Origin of the sequence: Streptomyces sp. NPDC059909 (assembly GCF_042730885.1) — a bacterium.
Lineage (GTDB): Bacteria > Actinomycetota > Actinomycetes > Streptomycetales > Streptomycetaceae > Streptomyces.
This window is the reverse complement of sequence record NZ_JBHWKX010000067.1, coordinates 16938-40344: the sequence shown is the minus strand read 5'-3', so window position 1 is coordinate 40344 and position 23407 is coordinate 16938. Positions and strand designations below refer to the sequence as shown.

Annotated in this window: 17 protein-coding genes and 4 pseudogenes; 9 read left to right on the top strand and 12 right to left on the bottom strand. The window is 70.6% G+C overall.

Annotated elements, in window-relative coordinates:
- Window positions 1-444 precede the first annotated feature (444 nt).
- From ACFV9O_RS31930 to ACFV9O_RS31915, 4 genes and pseudogenes are all read left to right on the top strand, one after another.
- Window positions 445-569 (top strand): annotated as a pseudogene (locus ACFV9O_RS31930) (IS630 family transposase); the annotation flags it as partial.
- 268 nt (window positions 570-837) lie between these two features.
- Window positions 838-1056 (top strand): hypothetical protein, encoded by a 219-nt coding sequence (locus ACFV9O_RS31925; RefSeq protein ID WP_385423963.1) that lies wholly within the window; start codon window positions 838-840, stop codon window positions 1054-1056.
- A 288-nt stretch (window positions 1057-1344) separates the two neighbouring features.
- The gene (locus tag ACFV9O_RS31920) at window positions 1345-2109 is read left to right on the top strand and encodes a PP2C family protein-serine/threonine phosphatase (protein ID WP_385423961.1); all 765 of its coding nucleotides are present in this window, start codon (window positions 1345-1347) and stop codon (window positions 2107-2109) included.
- Window positions 2110-2371: 262 nt separating this feature from the next.
- Window positions 2372-2929 carry an FABP family protein gene (locus ACFV9O_RS31915; RefSeq protein WP_385423959.1) on the top strand — a complete coding sequence of 186 codons (558 nt, stop codon included), beginning with the start codon at window positions 2372-2374 and terminating at the stop codon, window positions 2927-2929.
- A gap of 336 nt (window positions 2930-3265) precedes the next feature.
- Here ACFV9O_RS31915 and katG read toward each other — a convergent pair whose 3' ends face one another.
- Entirely contained in the window at window positions 3266-5455 is a 2190-nt protein-coding gene (katG, locus tag ACFV9O_RS31910; RefSeq protein WP_385423967.1) for a catalase/peroxidase HPI, read from the bottom strand.
- A 612-nt stretch (window positions 5456-6067) separates the two neighbouring features.
- On the opposite strand from katG, the gene ACFV9O_RS31905 reads away from it, so the two are divergent.
- The gene (locus tag ACFV9O_RS31905) at window positions 6068-6496 is read left to right on the top strand and encodes a Fur family transcriptional regulator (protein WP_385423957.1); all 429 of its coding nucleotides are present in this window, start codon (window positions 6068-6070) and stop codon (window positions 6494-6496) included.
- 74 nt (window positions 6497-6570) lie between these two features.
- Here the strand turns inward: ACFV9O_RS31905 and ACFV9O_RS31900 are convergent, their stop codons facing one another.
- From ACFV9O_RS31900 to ACFV9O_RS31885, 4 genes and pseudogenes are all read right to left on the bottom strand, one after another.
- The gene (locus tag ACFV9O_RS31900; protein ID WP_385423955.1) at window positions 6571-8133 is read right to left on the bottom strand and encodes a DUF4139 domain-containing protein; all 1563 of its coding nucleotides are present in this window, start codon (window positions 8131-8133) and stop codon (window positions 6571-6573) included.
- Between the two features lie 8 nt (window positions 8134-8141).
- Entirely contained in the window at window positions 8142-10241 is a 2100-nt protein-coding gene (locus tag ACFV9O_RS31895; protein ID WP_385423953.1) for a DUF4139 domain-containing protein, read from the bottom strand.
- Window positions 10242-10686: 445 nt separating this feature from the next.
- Window positions 10687-11154 carry an ArsI/CadI family heavy metal resistance metalloenzyme gene (locus ACFV9O_RS31890; protein ID WP_385423951.1) on the bottom strand — a complete coding sequence of 156 codons (468 nt, stop codon included), beginning with the start codon at window positions 11152-11154 and terminating at the stop codon, window positions 10687-10689.
- A 28-nt stretch (window positions 11155-11182) separates the two neighbouring features.
- Window positions 11183-12560: pseudogene (locus tag ACFV9O_RS31885) on the bottom strand (NAD(P)-binding domain-containing protein).
- Window positions 12561-12744: 184 nt separating this feature from the next.
- Between ACFV9O_RS31885 and ACFV9O_RS31880 the strand changes: the two are divergent.
- The gene (locus ACFV9O_RS31880; RefSeq protein ID WP_385423949.1) at window positions 12745-13113 is read left to right on the top strand and encodes an ArsR/SmtB family transcription factor; all 369 of its coding nucleotides are present in this window, start codon (window positions 12745-12747) and stop codon (window positions 13111-13113) included.
- A 36-nt stretch (window positions 13114-13149) separates the two neighbouring features.
- Entirely contained in the window at window positions 13150-13689 is a 540-nt protein-coding gene (locus ACFV9O_RS31875) for a DinB family protein (RefSeq protein WP_385423947.1), read from the top strand.
- Between the two features lie 23 nt (window positions 13690-13712).
- Here the strand turns inward: ACFV9O_RS31875 and ACFV9O_RS31870 are convergent.
- Both ACFV9O_RS31870 and ACFV9O_RS31865 read right to left on the bottom strand, forming a co-directional pair.
- A pseudogene (locus ACFV9O_RS31870) lies at window positions 13713-14779 on the bottom strand (ArsO family NAD(P)H-dependent flavin-containing monooxygenase).
- Window positions 14776-15290: pseudogene (locus ACFV9O_RS31865) on the bottom strand (aquaporin); the annotation flags it as partial. The pseudogenes ACFV9O_RS31865 and ACFV9O_RS31870, both read right to left, overlap by 4 nt.
- On the opposite strand from ACFV9O_RS31865, the gene ACFV9O_RS31860 reads away from it, so the two are divergent.
- Window positions 15291-15602 (top strand): hypothetical protein, encoded by a 312-nt coding sequence (locus tag ACFV9O_RS31860; RefSeq protein ID WP_385423969.1) that lies wholly within the window; start codon window positions 15291-15293, stop codon window positions 15600-15602.
- A 198-nt stretch (window positions 15603-15800) separates the two neighbouring features.
- Here the strand turns inward: ACFV9O_RS31860 and ACFV9O_RS31855 are convergent, their stop codons facing one another.
- The gene (locus tag ACFV9O_RS31855) at window positions 15801-17324 is read right to left on the bottom strand and encodes an aldehyde dehydrogenase family protein (RefSeq protein WP_385423945.1); all 1524 of its coding nucleotides are present in this window, start codon (window positions 17322-17324) and stop codon (window positions 15801-15803) included.
- A 53-nt stretch (window positions 17325-17377) separates the two neighbouring features.
- Complete coding sequence (locus tag ACFV9O_RS31850; protein WP_385423943.1) at window positions 17378-18658, bottom strand: GAF domain-containing protein; 1281 nt, start codon at window positions 18656-18658, stop codon at window positions 17378-17380.
- Between the two features lie 273 nt (window positions 18659-18931).
- Here ACFV9O_RS31850 and ACFV9O_RS31845 point away from each other — a divergent pair, with 273 nt between their 5' ends.
- Entirely contained in the window at window positions 18932-19072 is a 141-nt protein-coding gene (locus ACFV9O_RS31845) for a hypothetical protein (RefSeq protein ID WP_385423941.1), read from the top strand.
- Between the two features lie 78 nt (window positions 19073-19150).
- On the opposite strand, the gene ACFV9O_RS31840 is transcribed toward ACFV9O_RS31845, so the two are convergent.
- The 3 genes from ACFV9O_RS31840 to xylB all read right to left on the bottom strand — a co-directional run bounded on the left by ACFV9O_RS31840 (window position 19151) and on the right by xylB (window position 22936).
- The gene (locus ACFV9O_RS31840) at window positions 19151-20125 is read right to left on the bottom strand and encodes a helix-turn-helix domain-containing protein (protein ID WP_385423939.1); all 975 of its coding nucleotides are present in this window, start codon (window positions 20123-20125) and stop codon (window positions 19151-19153) included.
- A gap of 136 nt (window positions 20126-20261) precedes the next feature.
- A complete protein-coding gene (locus tag ACFV9O_RS31835) occupies window positions 20262-21479 on the bottom strand; it encodes an ROK family protein (protein ID WP_385423937.1) in 1218 nt (405 codons plus the stop codon).
- A complete protein-coding gene (gene xylB, locus ACFV9O_RS31830) occupies window positions 21476-22936 on the bottom strand; it encodes a xylulokinase (RefSeq protein WP_385423935.1) in 1461 nt (486 codons plus the stop codon). The genes ACFV9O_RS31835 and xylB overlap by 4 nt, the downstream gene beginning before the upstream one ends.
- Window positions 22937-23407 lie beyond the last annotated feature (471 nt).

Here is a 23407-nt window from a genome sequence, read left to right as displayed (position 1 = left end):
GCTGCGAGGCAGACCAGCAGGCCCGGGTGGTCCTCGGGCTCGGCGGGCCGGACAACGGCGAGTTGGCTCAGGCCGGCGGGGATGGGCGATGATGAACGGGCAGGCACGGTCTTCCGTTGTGGTGATCAGGGACTCGACATCTCAGGATCACCCGGAGGCCGTGCCTGCCTCCGTTCCGGCCCCGCGAACTCCGCAGCCATGTCCGCCACCTGAACCAGCATCAAGTCGGACAGATCCTCTGAACGACGCCGCCCTGGGCGCCCACCTGCCGTTCACTCGCGATGATCGAGCGATCACCCTCTTGCTCCAATAATCGCATTCCAGCCATGTCCTCGCGCTGTCAGCGCTTGGGGCCACGGGTGACGAAACCTGTTTGACCTGCTCTCTTCACCTCATATGCTGCGGGAGGTGATCCAGGTGCTGGAATGCTTCCCGGACCGGTATTGCTGCTCCGCCGGCGACGACCGGCTGTGGTCAACCGCCGCCGCAAAGGCACCGCCCGCAATCTGGCCGCGCTGAAGTCGATCCGTGCGGCCCGACTCGGCGGAGCTCCGATCTTCATCATTGTTCCGGGCAACGCACTGTGCTGCCTTCGGTGAGCAATGTTGGGTCCCGGATACGAACGGTGCCGGCTTTCTCGTGTTCTGCGTCCGATGGATTGCCTCACGTCCGTCCGTAGCGTGGCGGACAGCACGGAGGATGTGCCCACGGATCTGTGGCACCGGCTACGTGAACACCCGTACTCGCGGAAGCAATGGACGCGTGGCTGAATGCGTTAGGGACAAGAAATGTCGCCTCCGTATCCGCTAGTCAATTCAGTTCTGAAAGGAAAACGTCATGAGTGCATATGTGTCCCGCATTGGCCGCCTGGCTGCCGTCACCTCTGCCGCAGTCGTCCTCGCCTTCACGGGTATTGGGGTCGGCGCGGCGTCGGCGTCGGCGCAGAGCCACGAAGTCGCCTACTCGGCTCACAGCCACAGCCACAGCCACGGCCACGGCGGCGACGGCGGCGGCGACGGCGGCGACGGCGACGGTTGGGGTGGCGGCGGCTACTAAAACCAGGTCAGGCGTTCCCGGCCGGGGTTTCCCGGCCGGGAACGCCTGCTGTGTTGCGGGCCGTTGAGCGCTGAGACGACGACTTCACCGAGAACCAAGGGGCTCTCGTGCCGGACGCGCCGAGGCGTGTTCCGCTGACGGCTTCAGTGCTGGTGAGGGCCGATTGGCTCGTTGGTACAAACCCCAACTGAGAGGTGGTGTTCCGCGCCCAGTGGCATTCGTGCCCTGCACGCCTAGCGTCGGGTTCACGGATTCGATCCGATCCCACAAACTCACAAGGAGCGGAACATGAACGCGACTACGTCCGCGGACACGGCACAAACGTCATCCCTCGAGATGGCCCACGCCTCCCGGAGCCCGATCGCCCAGCACGCTGTCGACGTGGCAGTCCGCTATCGGCCTGCACGAACGGAGACATCGGGCGACTGGGTCGAGCTCATTGCGCTGCCCGAGAATCGCGTGGCCATGGCCGTGGGCAGTGTTGTGGGCTACGGCCCGCGTGTCCGCGCCTGGATCGGCCGGCTGCGCGGCGCAGTCCGCAACCTCTCCTCGGCCGGCCTGCCGCCCGACGAAATCCTGGGCCGCCTCGATGATCTCGCGACCCGGTGGGGCCGGGGCCCTGACGAATGGGAGGGCTCTTTCAGGGGAGCGACGTGTCTCTATGCGATCTACGACCCGGTCTCCCGGCACTGCGCGGTGTCCCGGGCCGGGCATCGGCCGCCCGCCGTAATAAGCCCCGATGGCCGGGTGGACTTCCCCGACGTGCCCGCCGGGCCGCCCCTCGGCCTGGGCAGCGGCTCCTTCACCACTGCGGAGTGGGAGGTGCCCGAGGGCAGCCAACTGGTGCTCTGCGGCCACGGCCTGATCCAACGCCGAGGAAAGGGAGCCGATGCCGGTTTCGCGACGCTTCGGAGGGTTCTGAGCCGAGCTGCCACCCGAAACGGCGTTGTGGGCCCGGAGGACCTGCGCGGCCGTGTTCGACGCACTGCTCCCAGTCCGCCCCGGCGGCGCCGTCGCGCTGCTGGTCGCCCGCACCCGCGGCATGCGACCTGATCATGGTCTGCGATCTGTCCGACGCCCGAGCCGGTTGGTGAGATTTCTGTTTCGATTCGCCAGGTTGGTGCGGATTCTCCGGTGAGTTCGCGGGACATTCTGTCAGCCATCGCCCAGAGGCCATCGTCCGGGATCTCTACGGAGGCGCTTCGTATCCGGCAGTAGCCGTCGGCAACACGCTTCGCTGCCCGCTGCCGGCGGATCGACGCCTTAGGCTGCTGCCAGGCAGCGGCACCGGCCTCGACCCAGGAGCGCGCACATAATGATCGACCCCGTCCAGAAGCACCCGTTTCCCGATGCTCTTCGACCGGACGAAGCCCCTGTGCCGCACGCACTGCTCGCGCCGCTGATCGGATTCCTGGGCACCTGGACCGGCCGGGGGCGCGGCGGGTACCCGACACTTGCCCAGGAATTCGCGTACGCGCAGGAGGTCACCTTCAGCCACGACGGGCGGCCCTTCTTCTTCTACGAAGCGCGCGCCTGGCTCCTCGACGCGGACGACACCCCGCTGCGGCCCGCGGCTCGGGAGAGCGGCTGGTGGCGATTGCAGCCCGAGGGGCGCGTGGAGGCATTGATCACCCAGCCCACTGGCATCGCGGAGATCCTGGTCGGCCGTGTGGACGACGGTACGCTTGATCTCACTACCCATCAGGTGGCTCTCGCTCCCACGGCGAAGGAGGTCAGCGCCACCCGCCGCCGGTACTCCCTGAGGGACGCGGACACGCTCGACTTCGTCCACGACCTCGCGGCGGTCGGTCAGCCGCTGCAATACCACCTGTCGGCACAGCTTCGTCTCACCGATCCGGTAGCTCCGCGTTGACAAGGTGGGTCGGTGGCGATTCGGAGGGCGGCTACATCCTGCTCAGCCGCCACTCGCGGCGCCGTGTCCGCCTCGGGCGGGCCGCCATCGGGGCGCCGGCCGTTCTGGCCGGAGGAGGGCCGCCAACTTCCATGCCGGGCGACCCTGTTGTATGTCTTGGAAGAAGCGATTGAGCGATCACCGGCGAGATGCCGACGATCAACGTGACCCTCTTCGGTTGCGGCGTGGTTGCCCAAGTGGTCGCGGGAGGAGCCCTCATGGACCCCTCATCACTGCGCTGCCCGGATCCCGAGGATGTCCCGGTCGGCCGATGAGGGGGCGACCAGGAACCCGGGGTCAGCGGAGGTCGAACCGATCGAGGTTCATCACCTTGTCCCACGCTGCCACGAAGTCACGCGCGAACTTCTCTCCCGCGTCCGCGGACGCGTAGACCTCCGAGACGGCGCGTAGCTGGGAGTGCGAACCGAAGATGAGGTCGACGGCGGTGGCGGTCCACTTGACCTCGCCCGTGGCGCCATCCCGACCTTCGAACACGTTCTCGTCCGAAGTCGACGCCTTCCACTCCGTGCCCATGTCGAGCAGGTTGACGAAGAAGTCGTGGGTCAATGTCTCCGGCCGGTGAGTGAAGAGGCCGTGTGGGGATCGCGCGAAGCCGGTGTTCAGGGCCCGCATGCCGCCGATCAGAACCGTCATCTCGGGAGCGGTCAGTGTCAACAGGTTGGCGCGGTCCAGGAGGAGAGTCTCCGGCGAGAGCTTCTCTCCCGCCGGGAGGTAGTTGCGGAAGCCATCCGCCCTGGGTTCGAGCACGCCGAACGACTCCACGTCCGTCTGCTCCTGCGAGGCGTCCGTGCGCCCCGGTGCGAACGGGACTGTGATGTCGTGCCCGGCGTTCTTCGCGGCTTGCTCGACGGCCGCGCACCCGCCCAGGACGATCAGGTCAGCGAGTGAAACCTTCGTTCCGCCGGCCTGTGAGCGGTTGAAGTCCTGCTGGATCTGCTCAAGGGTCTGCAGCACCTCAGCCACCTCGGGCAGGTCGTTGACCTCCCAGTCCCTTTGCGGCGCGAGCCGAATCCGTGCCCCGTTGGCCCCGCCACGCTTGTCGGTGCCGCGGAAGCTCGCCGCCGACGCCCAAGCGGTGGTGACCAGCTGGGAGACGGACAGTCCCGAGGCGAGGATCCTGCCCTTGAGGGCGGCAATGTCCTCGTCCGTGACGAGATCGTGATCGACCTTGGGGACGGGGTCCTGCCACAGCTGCGGCTCGGGAATCCACGGGCCGAGGTAACGCGAAAGGGGTCCCATGTCGCGGTGCAGCAGCTTGTACCACGCCTTGGCGAACGCGACCGCGAGCTTGTCCGGGTTCTCGTGGAAGCTCCTCGCGATCGGCCCGTAGATTGGGTCCATCTTCAGCGACAGGTCCGTCGTCAGCATCATGGGAGCGTGCCTCTTCGACGGATCGTGAGCATCAGGCACGGTGCCCTTGGCCGAGGGATCCGTGGGAGTCCACTGCTTCGCGCCGGCGGGGCTCGTCGTCAGCTCCCAGTCGTACCTGAACAGGTTGTCCAGGTACCCGTTGTCCCACTTCGTCGGCTCGGCGGTCCATGCGCCCTCAAGCCCACTGGTGAGCGCGTCTGCCCCTTTGCCGCTGCCGTAAGTGTTCCTCCAGCCGAGGCCCTGCTGCTCGATGGGGCTGGCCTCGGGCTCCGGGCCGATGTACTCGGCATCGACCGCACCGTGACACTTGCCGAACGTGTGGCCGCCGATGATGAGCGCAACCGTCTCCTCATCATTCATCGCCATGCGCCCGAACGTCTCGCGAATGTCCCTGGCGGCAGCCATCGGATCCGGGTTGCCGTTGGGCCCCTCCGGATTGACGTAGATCAGTCCCATCTGCACGGCGCCGAAAGGACCGGTGAGATTCCTGTCGCCGCTGTAGCGCTCATCTCCGAGCCATGTGTCCTCGGGCCCCCAGAAGATTTCCTCGGGTTCCCAGATGTCCTCTCGCCCGAAGCCGAACCCGAACGTCTTGAACCCCATAGATTCCATGGCACAGTTGCCGGCGAAGACCAGAAGGTCGGCCCAGGAGATTTTCCGGCCGTACTTCTGCTTGACCGGCCAGAGCAAACGGCGCGCCTTGTCGAGGCTCACATTGTCCGGCCAGCTGTTGAGGGGGGCAAAGCGCTGAGCGCCGGAGCCGCCACCGCCCCGGCCATCGGCGATACGGTACGTTCCCGCGGCATGCCAACTCATCCGGATGAAGAGCGGCCCGTAGTGGCCGTAGTCGGCAGGCCACCAGTCCTGCGACGCCGTCATCACCTCGAAGACGTCCTGCTTCAGCGCGTCGAGGTCGAGGGTCGAGAACTCTTCTGCGTAGTTGAAGTCCTCACCCATCGGATTGGACTGAGGCGAGTGCTGGTGGAGAACCTGAAGGTCCAGCTGATTCGGCCACCAGTCCCGGACTGTCTTGGGGCGAGTCGGCGTGGGGGCCGGGGAGGGGATTGCTGGGTTCTCGCTTTCGCTGCCGGGCACGTCCGTCCTTCTTCCTGTCTCGGTGTTTCCCTCTGCTGGTTGCCTGCTCTTGACGTTGTTTGCTTTTCTGGTGTCGAGCACTGCTACTCGCGCTCGCAGCCCGCCATGGCGCCCGCCGGCTGAACGCCTGCCAGGCCCGCGGCAGGCAGCGTGGGGCCAGCGGCCGACGAGAACCTTTCCTCGCGCATGATGCCGATGATTGTGCCTGTGTCGGCGTCCGTATGGTCGCGCACCGCAGACCGCACCGCTACGAGAACACGCAGAGCATCCCTGGCAACAAGAACTCAAAAGCCCAAAGTCGTTTGGGGCCTGACTCTGGCTCAATGGTTGACGACTCTCCCGGCCTCTGAGCCATATGAGAGGAGGCGTCGGCTTTTTCTTATCATCACGCTCACCCCGCTGACGTGAGAAGCAGAAGCGGAAACCTATAAGCTGGCCTGGCACGTAATGGAGCGGTGCCCCCGCCACAACGTGGGTGAAGCCGGCCCCGTCAGGCCCACCGCCCTCATGGACAGAGGCCAGGTCCAGAAGGTCACCTCATCCGCTTCCCATCAGCCGGACATCTACCGGTGAATTTCCGTCATCCCACCGAGCCTGAACAGGTGAACCGATATGAGCGGCCTGCTGGAGCGACTGAGAGGGCGCGGTTGGCGGATGACGTCCCAGCGGCGTGTCGTCGCGGAGGTCCTCGACGGCGACCACGTGCACCTCACGGCCGACGAGGTGCACGTCCGCGCGGCACGACGGCTGCCCGAGATCTCCCGGGCAACCGTGTACAACACTTTCGGCGAACTGGTCTCCCTCGGCGAGGTCACCGAGATCTCCACCCATGGCCGCGCCAAGCGCTACGACCCCAACGCCCACCACCCGCACCAGCACCTGGTGTGCTCCGGCTGCGGCATCATCCGCGACGTTCACCCGGCTGGCGATCCGCTGGCGGGCCTACCGGCGGAGGCACGGTTCGGCTTCACGGTGTCCGAGGTCGAGGTCACCTACCGCGGGCTGTGCCCCTCCTGTGTCCCCGGTCTGCCGCACGTGTGATCTCGGTCGGTGGATCATAGTCGGGTAAGCGACATGAAGCGGCGCACGGCCCGGTCCAGCGCCCCCTTCCGAGCTCAGAGCCCGGCGACTTTGGCGCTCGCCGACAGCTCGTAGACCAGGGTGAGCGTGCGGCGGCTGCCCGGCGGGAGGGTGACATCCCAGCTGGCGATGCCTTCGGCGTCGACCACGTCGGGCGCCGGGGAGCAGGCTTCCTTGCGCAGGCGTGTCTCCACCGCCGAGACCTCGGAGACCGGTATCCGCTCCCGGAGGACGACCACCCGTTCGCCGTGCTCTCCGGGAGCAGAGAACCGGGACAGGTGCAGCCGGACCGTGCGGGTGACCACGGTCCGCTGGGTGATTCCGGCGGAGTCGCGGGACTCCTCGGCATACCGGACAACGCGATAGTCGTCGCAGCTGCCGAAGGCGAGCTCGACGGGAGCGCCGGGCGCGGTGAAGTCCAGCGTGCCGCGGCCGGTGAATCCGCTGCCGCGGACCAGGTCCACAGGCCCGGCGAGCAGCGCGTGGCCGGACAGATTGCCGAACCGCACCACCTGGGTGACCAGCGGGGACAGCTCGGGTGAGCAGGCGTACTCGCTGCTCGCGGCCGTGGTGAAGACGGAGAGCGGCACCCGGTGAGCGCGGCCGTCGCCGGGCACGGAGACCGGCGCGGGGGAGCTCAGCACCCGTGCCTCGCCGCCGTCGTCCACCCCTGGCAGGCCCAGCACGGGGGTGGGGCCGAGATCCCCGATCTCCTCCTCGCGCAGCTCGACGTCGACCGTGCGGCGCTCCGCAGCCGAGCGGTCCTTGAGCGTCAGCCGATCCTCGCCCAGCCGCGGCGGATCGGTGGCCGGCGCCGACCGTGCCGTCGACAACGTCAGCCGTACGTCCGACCAGTCCTCGCCGGTGCGCTGCCAGACCATCGCGTCGGTCTCCAGCGTCAGGGACTCCCCGTCGAGCACGGCCCGGTAGGCGGGCCGCCACAGCGCACACGGGGTGAGGTGGCTCAGGCGCAACCCGACCGGCCCGGCGACAGCGGCCTCCACCGTCAGCTCGATATGGCCGACCAGCTCAACGGGCTCCCCCTCGGAGAAATCCATGGCTCGCTGGGTCTCCCCGAGTTCGACAGCGAGTGCGGCCAGCCGGGCCTCGATCGTGCGGAGTTGCTCGCCGCACGAGTCGCGCTCGTCGTCCACCCGGTCCATTTCGCGGGCCCATCGGGGCCCTTCGGTCTCCCCGGAGCCGGCTCCTTCGCCGATCTCCCGCAGCAGATCGGCGGCGAGACGGCCGAGCAGGTCAAGCCGGGCATGCAGCCGATCGCGTTGCTGCCCCAGGACGAGTCGCTCCTCTTCGAGGGCGTGCACACGGCGGCGCAGGGCCGAGTCGTCGTCGGCGGGCGGCAGCGGCCCGCGCGGCGTCCAGCTGCGGACGATCCGCACGTCGAGCACGGTCGCCGGGTGATCGGCGGTCAGCTCGGCATGAAGCGTACGGTCGACGGCCAGCGCACTGACCGGCCCGAGACGCAGCCGCTGCACCCCGGCTTCCAGGTCGAGCACGACGGCGCGCTCGATGTGGGCGCGATCCTCCAGGCAGGTGACGGCGGTGACGGGGAGGGCGATCGGCTTCGGGGCCGTGGACATGGCGTGTGTCAGCTCCTGCGGTTGCCGCCGACCAGGGTCTTGCCGGCCGGGATGCGGATCTCGTAGCCGCCGTCGAGGGCGGCGGTGCCGCCGGCGGGCAGGTCCACCCGCCAGACGCGGGTGCCCGGGGCATGGTGTTCGGGCCCCGCGCCGTTCTCGGGTGCCGCCCAGTCGGCCCGTTCCTCGATCCGGACCTCAGGTTCGGAGGTGACCGGAACCCGCTCGTGCACCTCGACCGTGACGGGCCTCGCGAGCCGGTTGGCCAGCTCCACGTGGACGCGGTGGTCGAGCACGGTGGTGTTGCTGCGCAGGCCCGCGGTCGACTCGTGGAGGTTCGTACGGCGGGTGACCCGGATGCCCTCGGCCGGCCCGAGCCCCACCCGGCGGACACCGCCGGGGGCGAGGGTGGGCAGTGCGGCGGTCAGCAGGAAGTCGTCGCCGACGGTGACCTCCACCGGGCCGGCGAGGAGCGCCTGGTTGGTGGCGTTGGAGAGCACCAACGTCGCGTACACGGTCTGCTCCACGGACGGCACGCACACGTACTCGGTGCGCAGCCCGACCGGGATCTCGCCGACGGTGACGGTGTGCCAGGTGCCGTCCGACGGAATGTCGGCGCGCGCGGCGGCATCGAAGCGGTGGTCGAAGGAATCCGCCGACTCGCGGGGCCGCACGGCGTGTCCGGGCAGCGGCAGCGCGGCCACCGCTTCGGCGCGGCGGCGGTACTCGGCCGCCACCGGGTCGAAGGGCGAGTGGGGAAACAGCCGGCCTCTGCGACCGCCCTGCTCGTCGGCGCCGCACAGGACGAGGGCGGCGTAGTCGAGTTCGGCGCCGCTCGGCTGCGGCGGGCCGGCCGGCCGCGGTGCCGGAGGCGATGGCGGCGCAGCACGGCCAGGAGCCACAGGTGCCATGGCGGCGGGGACCGCGGAGGGCCTGCCGCCGGTACGCGGCCCGCCGTCCGGTCGCGACCGGACCGGCTGCGCGAGGTCGGGCGTCCCCCCGCCGAAGACCTCGGGGGAGGGGCCGGATGCGCCGCCGGGCACCGGGACCGCGGCCGGCGGACCGCCGTAGCCCTGCGATGCCGGCGGCGGCGGAGGCAGCGGTGGCAGAACGGGACCGGACGCGGAACCGCCCGCGGCAGCTACGGGAGCGGAGCCGGCCCCGACAGCCGCAGGTGCTGCAGTCGTAGCAGGGCGGGGGCCCGCCGCCTCGTATCCGGCGAACAGGTCGGCGAGCCCCACCGGAGGCTCGCGCCAGCCAGCAGGCGCGGGGGCGGGCTGACGGCGTCCGATCCGGATCGAGCGGAGCCTCGGCAGGTCGGTGCGGCGCCGAAGATCGGCGGTGGCCAGGGCGATGCTCACGCCGGTCCAGTCCTCGCCGGTCCGCTGGGCGACCGAGGCGCGCAGCACCAGACGGCCGCTGCCGTCGCCCTGACGGTGAGTGAGGCGATAGGCCGGCACCCAGACGGCGCCCGGCACCCCGTACTCCAGCTCCACCTCCGCGTCACCCGTGCCGTCGAGGGTCAGGACCGCGCAGACCGTGGTCTCCACGTGCGCTGACGGTGCGTCGGTGGAGGCGCGGGCGAGCCTGTCCGCGGCGACGGTGAGCTCGTGCTCGACGCGGCGCAGCGCCTCCTCGAGCTCGACGAGACGCGTGTGCAGTCCTGTCAGCCGCTCGTCGACGAAGTCGGCGAGCATCAGCCACGCGTCGACCGGGGTGCGGCGGTGCGGGTCCTCGCGCCTGCGGGCCGGCGGGACCGGGCGCAGAGCTCTGACCTCCTCGATCCGGCTCAGCTGCCGGTCCCGGCGTCCCTGCGCCGCCGCGTACTCGTCGCGCAGCTGCGAGACCTCGCGTCGCAAGTCGTCGGGCGTGCCGGAGCCGAGGGGCTCGGCTTCGACCTCCACCCGGGCCTCGGTGACGCGCACCCCGGGGGTGCGAAGGATACGGGCCCGCAGTGAGCCGGGGTCCAGCGAGCGGGGCAGTCCCGTCACCCTCACCCGGCCGTCCGGCGGCACGCTGCCACGGGCCAGGCGGCGGCAGACCGCGCCCTGCGCGTACACCACGACCGAATCGAGGGTCGACCCCCACCTCTGTGCTGTCTCAGCCGTCATGTGCTCCGCCCCCCGCCGCGTCTGCGCTGAGCGAAGCCTACGCCCGAGCGGTCCGCGCATCCGCGTCGACGCCCGATGCCCGATGCCACCGGCCCGCCGTACAGTCGGGGCGTGAGCACCTCCGCTGACGGGACTTGATCGCCGCATCGAGGCCGCCGTGCGACGCAGCGTCGACCAGCTGTGGGAGCACCGTGTCCGCGGCCTGCTCGACGAGCCTCAGGCTCGCCTGGTCGATGCCCACCGCAGCTTCGTCCAAGCCGAGACGTCCGTGACCTTCCACCGGGTCCTGCTCCACCGCCTTGCGTCCGGCGAGTTCCCCGTCGACAAGCGCCGGCCCCAGCTGGTGATCTGGGTGGCGCACAGGGCGGGCAGCGCGGCGCGGGGCCGTGACCGGTCTCCCGTCCCGGTCACGGCCCCGCTGGTGTCGAGGTCGGTCATCGGTGGATCAGCAGCAGCCGCCCGCGACGGCCGGTTCTTTCGAGCCGGTGTCGGCCTCGACCGTGCCGGCGCAGCAGGTGCTGCCCTGTTGCTTGGCCAGGGAGTCGGCGTCGGCCTTGACGACGTACACCTCCCAGGGTTCCTGGCCGGGGCCGTGGACCCAGACCTTGTCCTGGAGGGCGTAGCAGCAGGTGGTGTCGTTCTCCACGTCGGTGGCCAGACCCGCCTCGCCCAGGCGGGTGGTGGCGGCGTGGACCGCTTCGGTCGTGTCGACCTCGACGCCGAGGTGGTCCATGCGGGTCGCCTCGCCTGCGGTGCCTTCGATGAGGACGAGCTTGAGCGAGGGCTCGGCGATGGCGAAGTTGGCGTAACCGTCGCGGAGGTTGGCGGGCTCGGTGCCGAAGAGCTTCGCGTAGAAGGCGACGGACTCGGCGAGGTCGGGAATGCAGAAGGCGAGCTGTACGCGGGACGTCATGGCGAACCTCCTTGGGTGGGCGGGGAGTTCAGCAGCCGCCGGACGCGGCGGGTGCGCCGATACCGATCTGCAGAGTGGCCGGAGCCGCGCAGCAGCCACCGCCGTCGCTGCTCTGGGCTGCCTCGGGCTCGTCGAACAGCCCCGCACCGCCGCAGACGCCGGTCTCCGGGAGGGTGAGTTCGACGCGCTCGGCGGCTTCCTGGTCGCCGGCGATGGCGGCGGTGATGGAGCGGACCTGCTCGTACCCGGTCATCGCGAGGAACGTCGGGGCGCGGCCGTAGGACTTCATGCCGACCAGGTAGACGCCCTGTTCGGGATGGGAGAGCTCGCCCACGCCGTGAGGGTAGACCGTGCCGCAGGAGTGGACGTTGGGGTCGATCAGCGGGGCCAGCGCGGTGGGCGCCTGGAGGCGCTCGTCGAGGCCGAGGCGGAGTTCGGAGAGGAAGGCCAGGTCGGGGCGGAAGCCGGTCAGGACGATGACCTCGTCGACCGGGTCCAGGCGGCGGCCGTCCTCTGCGATGAGGACCAGCCGGTCGCCCTCCCGCTCCACAGCCTGCGTACGGAAGCCGGTGACCGCACTCGCATGGTTGGCCTCGACGGCCGCCTTCGCCCGCAGACCGAGGGCACCGCGGGCGGAGCTGGTCGGCCTCGCCGCCGCCGTAGGTGTTCGCGCCGATGCCACGGCGCAGGATCCACACCGCGTGCGTGCCGTCCTCCTCCTTCGCGAGGTCGGCGAGGAGCGCGAGGGCGGTGAAGGCGGATGCACCTGAGCCGACGACAGTGGTGCGCTTGCCCGCGTAACGGGCACGTACGGCCGGGTCCTTCAGGTCGGGGACGCGGTAGGAGATGCGGCCGGCGGCCGACTTCTCGCCGAGGGCGGGCAGGCCGTCCGCGCCCATCGGGCTCGGGACGGACCAGGTGCCGGAGGCGTCGATAACGGCGCGGGCGGTGATCCGCTCCTCGTGGCCATCGGCGGACTGGACGTGCACGGTGAAGGGCTGCTCGTCGCGGCCGGCGTCGACGATGCGGTCACGTCCGGCGCGGGCGACGCCGGTCACCGTGGTGTCGTAGCGGACCTTGTCGCCGAGGACGTCGGCGAGCGGCTGAAGGTAGCGCTCGGCCCAGTCGCCGCCGGTCGGGTAGGCGGAGGCGTCAGGGCGGACCCAGCCGGTCGGGGCGAGGAGCTTCTCGGCGGCCGGGTCGACGACCTCGCCCCAAGGCGAGAACAGTCGGACGTGGGACCAGTCGCGTACGGCGCTGCCGGCAGCGGGACCGGCCTCCAGGACCAGGGGTTCGATGCCGCGCTCGACGAGATGGGCGGCGGCGGCCAGGCCGATGGGCCCGGCTCCGATGACCACGGCGGGCAGCTGGTCGCTGGTGGGCACGCTATTAGTGGACGCGGCCACGATGTTCCCCTTTGCTTCGACATTTGTCGATGGCTCGTGCGGCCAGCATGGCACCTGTATCGACAAGCGTCAACATAGACATGCATCGAATTCGGTGGGCGGGTGATCGTGTCGCCGTACGGTCCCCCGGCTGGGGCAAGCTGCCCCTCGGGCATGCTGGTTCGATGCATGTCAACATAGATGCATGTCGAATACGAAGGTGCTGCCGCTGCTGGAGCCCGAGGTCTCCGAGGCCGTGGTGCCGTGCTGCCCGCCGCTCACCGAGCGTCCGCTGACCGCGGAGGAGGCGGAGAAGACCGCCCGGATGTTCAAGGCGCTCGGCGACCCGGTGCGGTTGAGGCTGTTGTCGCTGGTCGCTTCCCATGAGGGTGGCGAGGCGTGCGTGTGCGATATCTCCGACGTCGGCGTCTCGCAGCCGACCGTCTCCCATCACCTGAAGAAGCTGAAGGAGGCCGGGCTGCTCACTTCCGAGCGGCGTGGCACCTGGGTGTACTACCGGGTGGAGCCGTCGGTGGTCGCCGCGATGGGGCAGATGCTCGGCAGCCTGGGCTGAGCCGACTGGACGGACCGCGGGAAGCGGGTGAATCCGATGAGCAATGCGTCGGTGGATCGTCAGGCGATCCACGACGAGCTGGAGCGGGCCCGGACGACGTTCCACCGGCTCCTCGACAAGGCCACCGAGGACGACCTGCGCCGGCCCACCGACGGCACCCGGTGGACCAATGAACAGCTACTGTTCCACATGCTCTTCGGCTACATCCTGATCCGACCGCTGCTGCTCTTGCTGCGGATGTTCGGGCGACTGCCGCGTGGCGTCAGCCGGGCCTTCGCCGGAATCCTCAACGCTGGGACCAGGCCCTTCGACGTCGTCAACTACCTGGGTCCGCTCGGCGGGGCGAGGGTCGTCGGGCGCCGCCGCATGGGGATCGTGTTCGACCGCGTGATCGCCTCCCTGCACCGGCGTCTCGACACCGAACAGTCGGCCGACCTCGCGCTCGCGATGCACTACCCCACCCGCTGGGACCCGTTCTTCCGCGAGGTCATGACCATCGCCGACCTCTACCGCTACCCGACCCAGCACTTCGACTTCCACCGCCGCCAGCTCACCCTGGCCGACGAGGGGCCTTGACGGGGGAAGGCGCCAACCCGCAGTTACCGCACCCCGTTTGAGACAAGCGCGCTGATCTCGCTGGCCGCCTTGCGAGCGGGGCGCCCGACGCCGATGAGGGTGGCGGAGGCGGGGCCGGTCCAGTTGCCGTAGCCGAGCAGGTGCAGACGCGGCTCGTCCACCGCCTGGGTGCCGATGGCGGCGATGTGGCCGCGTCGGCTGCGGAGTTGGAGCGGGGCAAGGTGGGCCAGGGCGGGCCGGAAGCCCGTGCACCAGATAATTACGTCGGCCTCGGCGCGGGTGCCGTCGGCCCATTCGACGCCGCCGGGGACGAGGCGCGAGAACATGGGGCTCGCCTTGAGCCGGCCGTGGTCTCGGGCCTGGCGTACAGGCGGTACGGCGACGATGTCCCCGAGCGAGGCAACGCCGCCCGTGTCGATACGCTCCTCGTCCAGGGCACGGCGGCGGGCGGTGGCCGCGTCGAACAGCGCACGCCCGTCGATGTCGTCGGCGAGGAAGCGCGGTGGACGCTGGGTCACCCAGGTCAGTTCCGTGTCGTAGGCGAGGTCGGCGGCGATCTGGGCGCCGGAGTTGCCCCCGCCCACTACGACCACGCGTTGGCCTGCGAAGTCGGCGGGACTGCGGTACTCCACCGTGTGCAGCTGGCGGCCTTCGAAGACCGCTTGGCCAGGGACAGCAGGGAGGAAAGGTCGCCACCAGGAGCCGGTCGCGCTGATCACGGCGCGGGCGTGCCAGGCGCCGGAGTCGGTCTCCACCCGCAGGAGTACACCGTCCCGGTGGACGCCCAGGACTCGTACCGGCCGCTCAACGGGGAAGTCGTAGCGCTTCTCGTATTCGGCGAGGTACTCCACCACGTGCTCCGCGTCGGGGTAGGTCTCGCCGGACTGCGTCGGCATGAGGCGGCCAGGCGGCGAGGGGTACGCGGCCGGGGAGAACAGACGCAGCGAGTCCCAGGCGTGCTGCCAGGCCCCGCCGGGCTCGGTCTGGGCGTCGAGGATGACGAAGCCGAGGCCGAGGCGGCGCAGGTGGTAGCCAGCGGCGAGCCCGGACTGCCGCCGCCGATCACCACGACCTGCGTTCTGTTGGTCACTCGGCGGATCGTCCGGGCATGAAGATGAGGGCCACCAGCGCCAGCCCGACCACGCCGCCGACGAGTTGCATGCCGATGAAACCCAGGAGCGAGCCGGGCGCGATGCCCGCGAAGGTGTCGGTGAAGGCGCGGCCGATGGACACCGCCGGGTTGGCAAAGGACGTCGAGGAGGTGAACCAGTAGCAGCACCGATGTACGAGGCGACGGCCACCGGTGCGAAGCGCAGCTGGTCGGTGCGGGCCAGGCCGAAGATCAGGAGGATCAGGCCGGCCGTGGCGACGACCTCACCGAGCAGCAGGTGCCCCGCCGACCGGGCGTGCGTGGACCACTCCACCAGCGGCTTGCCGAACATCGCGTCCGCCAGGATGGCGCCCGCGATCGCGCCGACGATCTGCGCGGGCACGTACACCGCGGCCTCGCGCAGGGTGACCCCGGCGCCCCCGCGTCGCGCCGTCCACCACTCGGCCAGGGTAACGACCGGGTTGAAGTGTGCGCCGGAGACCGGGCCGACGTGGCACCCGACGGCCGACTCTTCCGGAACCAGGCTGGCAACTACGTGGACGCTGCCGCCTACGGCATCACGTGGGCGCGGGCCCGGGAACAAGCCCTGACTCGTACTGAGCGGACTTCTCGCCTGGCCAAGCGGCCTTACGATCTCCGGCACGCCGGGATCTCGTTCTGGCTCTACTCCGGAGTGGACCCGGCCGAGTGCGCCCGCCGCGCCGGCCAGAGCATCGAGGTTCTCTTCCGCCACTACGCCAAGTTCCTTGACGGCCTTCGAGAGCAGGCGAACCGCCTCATCGAGCAGTCCATGAACGAGTGACAGCGCGTCAGCCAAGGTGAAGCACCCGAGGGCTGAACCGGGGGTTTGGTCCGTGACTGGTCCGGAAGCACTGGTCAGGAGGGGTACAGCCGTGGGAGGAACTGGGAGTTAGCGCGCAAGCCGGGCTCGGCCGAGAGCGGGCTGAGCGAAAGGCGCCTGACGGGTGAAAACCCAGGTCAGGCGCCTTTTTCCGTGCGTCTAGAAGAAGCCGAGCTTCTTCGGCGAGTACGACACCAGGAGATTCTTCGTCTGCTGGTAGTGGTCGAGCATCATCTTGTGCGTCTCGCGGCCGATACCGGACTGCTTGTAGCCCCCGAACGCCGCGTGTGCCGGATACGCGTGATAGCAGTTCGTCCAGACCCGGCCCGCCTGGATCGCCCGGCCGGCGCGGTACGCCTGGTTGATGTCCCGGGTCCACACGCCCGCGCCCAAGCCGTACAGAGTGTCGTTGGCCGTCTTGATCGCGTCGTCGAAGTCCGAGAACGACGTCACCGCGACGACAGGACCGAAGATCTCCTCCTGGAAGATCCGCATGCGGTTGTCGCCCTCGAAGATCGTGGGCTGCACGTAGTAGCCGCCCGCCAGCTCGCCGTCGTACTCGATGCGCTGACCACCCGTCAGGATCTTCGCGCCCTCCTGCTGTCCGATGTCCAGGTAGGACAGGATCTTCTGGAGCTGGTCGTTGGAGGCCTGCGCGCCGATCATCGTGTCCGTGTCCAGCGGATGCCCGGGCACGATCGCCTCGGTGCGGGCGATGCCGGCGTCCAGGAACTCGCTGTAGTGCCCGCGCTGGATCAGCGCACGCGAGGGGCAGGTGCACACCTCGCCCTGGTTGAGGGCGAACATGGTGAAGCCCTCCAGGGCCTTGTCGCGCAGCTCGTCGTCCGCGGCCCAGATGTCGTCGAAGAAGATGTTCGGCGACTTGCCGCCCAGTTCCAGCGTCACCGGCTTGATGTTCTCGGAGGCGTACTGCATGATCAGCCGGCCCGTCGTGGTCTCGCCCGTGAACGCGACCTTCGCCACGCGCGGGCTGGACGCGAGCGGCTTGCCCGCCTCGACACCGAAGCCGTTGACGATGTTCACCACGCCCGGCGGCAGCAGATCGGCGACCAGGCTCATCCAGAAGTGGACGGATGCCGGGGTCTGCTCGGCGGGCTTCAGCACGACCGCGTTGCCCGCGGCCAGCGCGGGCGCCAGCTTCCAGACCGCCATCAGGATCGGGAAGTTCCACGGGATGATCTGCGCCACGACACCCAGCGGCTCGTGGAAGTGGTACGCGACCGTGTTGTCGTCGAGCTCGCTGAGCGACCCCTCCTGTGCGCGCAGCACACCCGCGAAGTAGCGGAAGTGGTCGATGGCCAGCGGGATGTCCGCGGCCAGGGTCTCCCGTACCGGCTTGCCGTTCTCCCAGCTCTCCGCGACCGCGAGCTCCTCCAGATGCGCCTCCATCCGGTCGGCGATCCGCAGCAGGATGTTCGCCCGGGCCTCGGGGGCCGTTCGGCCCCAGGCCGGCGCCGCGGCATGGGCGGCGTCCAGGGCGCGCTCGACGTCCTCGGCGGTGCCGCGGGCGATCTCCGTGAACGGCTGCCCGTTGACGGGGCTGGGGTTCTCGAAGTACTGGCCACGGGCGGGCGGCACGTATTCGCCGCCGATCCAGTGGTCGTAACGGGACGCGTACGTGACGATCGCGCCGTCCGTGCCAGGCGCTGCGAAACGAGTCATGAGGCCTCCCGAGGTCCTCGCCGTCCGCCGTTGGACGGCGTTTGACGGCGAACCTAGGGAGCCGGACGTTGCAACCAGGTTGCGGCCGCGTACTCCCCGTCCAGCGCCCGCGCCCTGGCCTCCGCAGCCGCACCCCGCCCCTTCGGCAGCACGGAGGCGAGCGCCTGCCACACCGGGAGGTCGTCCTCGCCCCACGGGCTGTACGCCCAGTCCGCCAGCAGCCCCGGATCGCCGCGCGCGATGAGCGCCGCACGCAGCTGGTCGACGAGGCGGCGCCGCAGCTCCACGACACCGGGAGCGCACGAGCCCGGGAGCAACGGTCCGGCATACCCGCTGAGCGCCCCCGCGACCGCGCCCGAGGCGAGCCGGCGGGACACGGCGTCGAAGTCCGCGTCCACGGGCACGGCCAGCCGGTACGGCCGCGACAGCAGCAGCCGCGGCCCCAGCAGGCCGCGCAGCCGGGACAGTTCCGCGCGCAGCGTGACGGGGGTGACGTGCTCGTCCTCGTACAGCTCCAGCAGCAGCTCGTCGCCGCTGAGCCCCTCAGGGTGGCGTGCGAGGACGACGAGGATCTCGCTGTGGCGGCGGCTCAGCCGGATCTTGCGGCCCTCCGCGAGCAACAGCGCCTCGTCCCGGCCGAGGGCCGTCAGCTGCACGGCACCCTCCGTGGGCCGCGGCGCGAGGAGCGCCAGCTGCGACTCGGCGGCCCGCGCCACCGCCCCCACGAACGCCAGGCTGTGCGGGTGCGCAAGCCGGTCGCCGCCGGTGATGTCCACCGCGCCCAACAGCCGCCCGCTGTGCGGGTCGTGAACGGGAGCCGCCGCACACGTCCACTCGTGCACCGGCCGCCGGAAATGCTCGGCGGCGAACACCTGGACCGGACGGTCCACCGCGATCGCCGTCCCCGGCGCGTTCGTCCCGGCCTCGGACTCGGCCCAGCGGGCGCCCTCCACGAAGTTCATCCGCCGGGCGCGCCGGCGCGCCTCCGGGTGGCCCTCGACCCACAGCAGCCGCGCCTGCGCGTCGCACACCGCGACGAGGTGCTCGCCGTCGACCGCGTACACCCCCATGAGCTCCCGGATGACCGGCATCACGCGCGACAGCGGATGACCGTCCCGGTACACCCCGAGCTCGTCGTCGCCGAGCTCCACGCTCGCCGCGCCCTCGGTGGTGACGTGCGCGCGTGCGCAGCGCCGCCAGGACTCGGCCACCACGGGCCGTACGGTCCGCTCCACCCGGCCCGCCGTGGCGAACCGCTCGTACGCCCGGCGCAGCTCGCCACCGCGCTCCACCGGGTCGCCCCCGGCCTCCAGAGCCACCCACACGTCGGTCAACTCGGCCTCCCGGACCGTGACTTTCCCTCGCGGGGCCCATCGTCGTCCCGTACCGCAGACCCGACAAGCGTTGGCGAGCAGGAGTCGTCCTGGGTAGTGGCCGCGTCGTGGCCACTACATGTAGAGGCCTGGGCAAGCCCTGTGGACAGAGTGGTAAGGACTGTGCCCCGAGGATCCGAAATGCTGCTGGGGAAGGAAAGCGCTGCCGTGCCGGTCCGGGCACCCGCGGCGCAAGAGACGACAGACATCGGAGTTGATTCATGCGATTCATGCGTGCTCGAGGGATACTCGGGGCCACGGCCGCGGCACTCGTGTGCCCTGACGGGTACGCCCAGCTTCGCCGCCATGCAGACCGATGACGGCGACCCCGGCGGGAAGGTCACGTTCGAGACGTACGGCGACATCGTGACCTAGCGGTCCCGGCGGACGCGGGGGTTCCGCCGGGACCGTACCCGTCCGCCTGCGTCGCTCGGCGCAGGCGGACGGGCGCCCCTACTCCGAAAGGCCGAGGGCCTGGTGACGGTAGTCCCTGGGCGGAAGGCCGTACGCGGCACGGAAGGCGCGCGTGAACGCGGGGTGCCCCTTGAAGCCCCAGCGGTTCGCGATCCGGTGGACCGGCACGTCCCGCAGCCGCGGATCGGTCAGGTCACGGCGTACGTGCTCCAGGCGCTTCCGGCGGATCAGTGCCGCGACCGTGGTCTCGCGGGTCTGGAAGAGGCGGTGCAGGTAACTGGCGGAGATGTGGTGGGCGGTAGCGATGACCTGAGGCGAAAGCTGGGGGTCATCCAAGTGCTCCTCGATGAACGCCTCGATCCGAAGGAGCAGGGTGCGCCGGCGGGACTCGTCCGGCACCTGGGCGTCGGCGTCGAGGTGATGGGCGAGCGTCGCGGTCAGCAGGTCCAGGGCCACCGTACTCAGCCGGGCGGCGTCGACAGGCCGGTACGAGGCGGAGCCGGTGGCCACGGTACTGAGGAACTGGGTGAGCAGAGCCCCCAACCCCTCCTGTCCCGACAACCGCGTCGCCAGCAGCCGGTCGGTCTGTCCAGCAGCCAACGGCAGCATCGCACGGGGCACATGGGCCCGCACCAGAGTGACGGTCTCACCGCCTGCGATCCGCAGGCTGAGCGGCCGCGAGCTGTCGCACAGCGCGAAGTCCTGCCGTCCCAGCGCCGCCTCGCGGTCGCCCTGCATCACCGCCAGTTTCCCACTCGGCGCAAACACCACCGCGCACAGCTCCGGGTCGGCCTGCCGGATCAGCTTCGGAGTGCGCTGCATATCGGACGGCGAGCACGTCAGCTCAGCGACGTCCATCGTCCCAAGATCCAAGGCCCGTACCGTGGCGCGGAATCCTTCCGGGTCCGCGCTTGTCACTCGCATCGGGTGGCAGCTGTTGACGTGAAAGTCATTGAAGCTGTCCAGCCGCTCCGCCGGTGGCAGGAGGTCGCTTTGGAATACCGTTCTGATCATCGTTCCCCCGGACGTCTGTTCCCCGAACCTGGTCGGCGATCATAGTTACCGGGTCCTCGGCGGTACGTCCATCTGTTCGAGAAGCTCGGCATGTGGCCATGCTCGCCCCGGTCGTGGCTCACGAAGGCGCGCTGGATTACTGGCAGCCGGTCGGCGAACCCAGTGCGTACGCCGCCGGATCGTCCAGCACCGCCCGCACCACCGAATGCGCCGCCCCCAGCAGCGGCCCGTCCGAGCCGAGCCTCGAGACCGTCAGCGCCGGGCGTGCCGGATCGGTCGTACGGCGTGTCAACTCCCGCTCCAGGGAGGGCAGCAGCCACGGCGACAGCCGCGACAGCGCGCCGCCCAGGACCACGGCACGCGGGTCCAGCAGATTGACCGCACCGGCCAGCGCGATGCCGAGCGCCGCGCCCGCACCACGCAGCGCCCGGCGCACCTCGCGGTCACCGGCCGCCGCCCGCTCGGCGAGCAGCCCGATCGGGCGGCCCGTCGTGGAGAGCCCCGCGGCCCGCAGCACGGCCTCCTCGCCCGCGTACTGCTCGAGACAGCCCCGGCCCCCGCAGGCGCACGCGGGGCCCTCGGGCCGTACCGGTACGTGGCCCAGCTCGCCCGCGTATCCATGAGCACCGCGCAGCAGCCTGCCGTCGACGACCACGGCCGCGCCGATGCCGATCTCCGCCGAGACGTGCACGAAGTCCCGCGGCGCCGGATCGCCCCCGATCCACAGCTCGGCGAGCGCGCCGAGATTGGCCTCGTTGTCGACGGTGAGCCGTGGCCCGTACGGGAGGCAGGCGCCCAGGTCGACGTCCCACCAGCCCAGGTTGGGAGCGCGTACGACGGTGTGGGTGTCGCGCGCCACCAGACCCGGCACCGCAACGGCCACGCCGGCGGGGCGCAGCCCCTCGCCGCGTACGGCATCGGTGACCTCGCGGACGAGGCCGGCCAGCTCCTTGAGTACCGGCTCGGGCGGACGGCCCCGGTTGTCGGCCCCGGCACTCGCCCGCGCCCGTACCTTCCCGCGCAGATCCACCGCCGCGACGGACAGGTGGTCGACGCCGACCTCGGCCCCGATGCCGACCGGGCCGCGGTCGCCGATGCCGATCGCACTGCCGGGCCGGCCCACGGTGCCGGACTGCTCGCGACCCAGCTCCACCAGCAGCCCGGCGTGGGTCAGTTCGTCGACGAGCGAGGACACCGCCGCCCTGGTCAGCCCGATCCGGCCCGCGACACTCGCGCGCGACAAGGGGCCCTCCGCGGCGACGGCGTGCAGGACGAGGGACAGGTTGCGGCGGCGCATGCCCTGTTGGGTGTGGGGGAGCCCCCAGGGCGCGTCCGGGAGGGGCGACGGGTTCATGCCGGGTGCTCCCCGTGCAGTTGCCTGTGCAGGAGCGGTCCGCCGTCGGTGAGGACGGTGCCGATCCGGTCCAGCGCGGCGCGGTCCACGGGGACGGGGTCGTACGACGGACCGTCCGCCGTGCCCCATCGCCGGGCGACGGCGGCGGGGTCCTCGCCCGTGAGCACAGCGGCGGCCTGTGCGGCGGCGCCGATCGCGACGAGTTCGCGGGCGGCCGGCACCTGGACCGCGCGGCCGGACAGCCGGCGGACGGTCTCACGCCAGGCGGCCCCCTGCGCGCCGCCGCCGATGAGCAGGAGCGGGGCGTCGTCCTGCCCCGGGGTTCCGGCCAGCACCCTCTTCAGCGCGTCGAGCAGCGCGTAGACGGCACCGTCGTACGCGGCCTGGAGCAGCCGCCCCGGTGTCGTGTCGTGGCGGAGCCCGTACAACAGCCCGGATGCGTGGGGGAGTTGAGGGGTGCGCTCGCCGTCGAGGAAGGGCAGCAGCACCTCCCGGCCGCCTGCCTCCACCGCGTCCCGGTCACGCCCGAGCAGCGCGGCGATCCGGTCGACGGCCTGGGTGCAGTTCAGCGTGCAGGCGAGCGGCAGCCACCGGCCGCGGGCGTCGGCGAAGCCGGCCACGGTCCCGGTCGGATCGGCGGACGGATGCGGTGAGGTCGTGTAAACCGTGCCGGAGGTGCCCAGACTCAGCACGGGCTGCCCGGTGGTGAGCCCGAGACCGAGGGCCGCTGCCGCGTTGTCCCCGGTCCCCGGCGCGACCAACGCGCCCGCCGGGAGTGGCAGACCGGGCAGATCGCGGACCGTCCCGGCCGTCTCGAACGGGTCGGCGACCTCCGGCAGCAGCGTGGGGGAGAGGCCCGCGAGACCGAGAATCTCCACGTCGTACGCACCCGTCGCGGGGGTCCACCAGCCCGTGCCCGAGGCGTCCCCGCGGTCCGTGACGGCCCGGCCGGTCAGGCGCTCGGTGAGGAAGTCGTGCGGGAGTCGCACTGCGCGGCTGGCCGCGGCGGCCTCTGGTTCGTGCTCGCGCAGCCACGCCCACTTGGTGACGGTGAAGGCGGGTCCGGGGACGCTGCCGGTGCGCTCGGCCCACGCCTTCGGGCCGCCGAGGTGCTCGATCAGCCGTTCGGCCTGCGTCGCCGACCGCACGTCGTTCCACAGCATCGCCGGACGCACCGGCCGGCCTTGCCCGTCCAGCGTGACGAGGCCGTGCTGCTGCCCGGCGACGGACACGGCGGCGGCGCGACGGGCCGGCGCCCCGCACTGACCCAGCGCGTCCGCGAGCGCCGCCCACCAGTCCTCCGGGTCGCTCTCACGGGCGCCGCCCCGGCCGGTGACGGTGTGCGGGGCCTGGCCGCTCGCCACGACCCGGCCGGTGGCGACGTCGACGACCAGTGCCTTCGTCGACTGGGTGGAGCTGTCCACTCCGACGACGAGCGGCCCTTCCGGTACAGACATCGATCTCTCCGTTTCCGCTCGGCGTCCCTGCACTGCGTCTTCCTGAGAGCTGCCCCGGATATTAATTTGTCAACGGCGATGACGAAATGGGCGAGACCGAGATTCGGAGACCGAGATTCGGAGAGTGCGATTCGGAGAGTGCGATTCGGAGGGGGAGTTTCTGCGGGGAAGATTCGAAGGGCGAAGACGCGTGATCCCCGAACTCCGTTGGTGTCAGCCCCCGTTGACCCCTGCCCGTCGGCCAGGGCTCCGTCGTTCTCGCGGTTGGCCCGACGTAGCCGGTATGGGCCTGATGCCCCAACTCGCTTGCATGGTGGTGGTTCGCAGGCGCACGCGCAGTCACGACTCCGGTGATCATGGAGTGTCGAGTTCGCTGATCACCACAACGGAAGACCGTGCCTGCTGCGTCAGCATCCCCCATGCCTGCCGGGCTTGGCCAACTCGTCGGTTCCGATCCGGCCCGCCGATGAA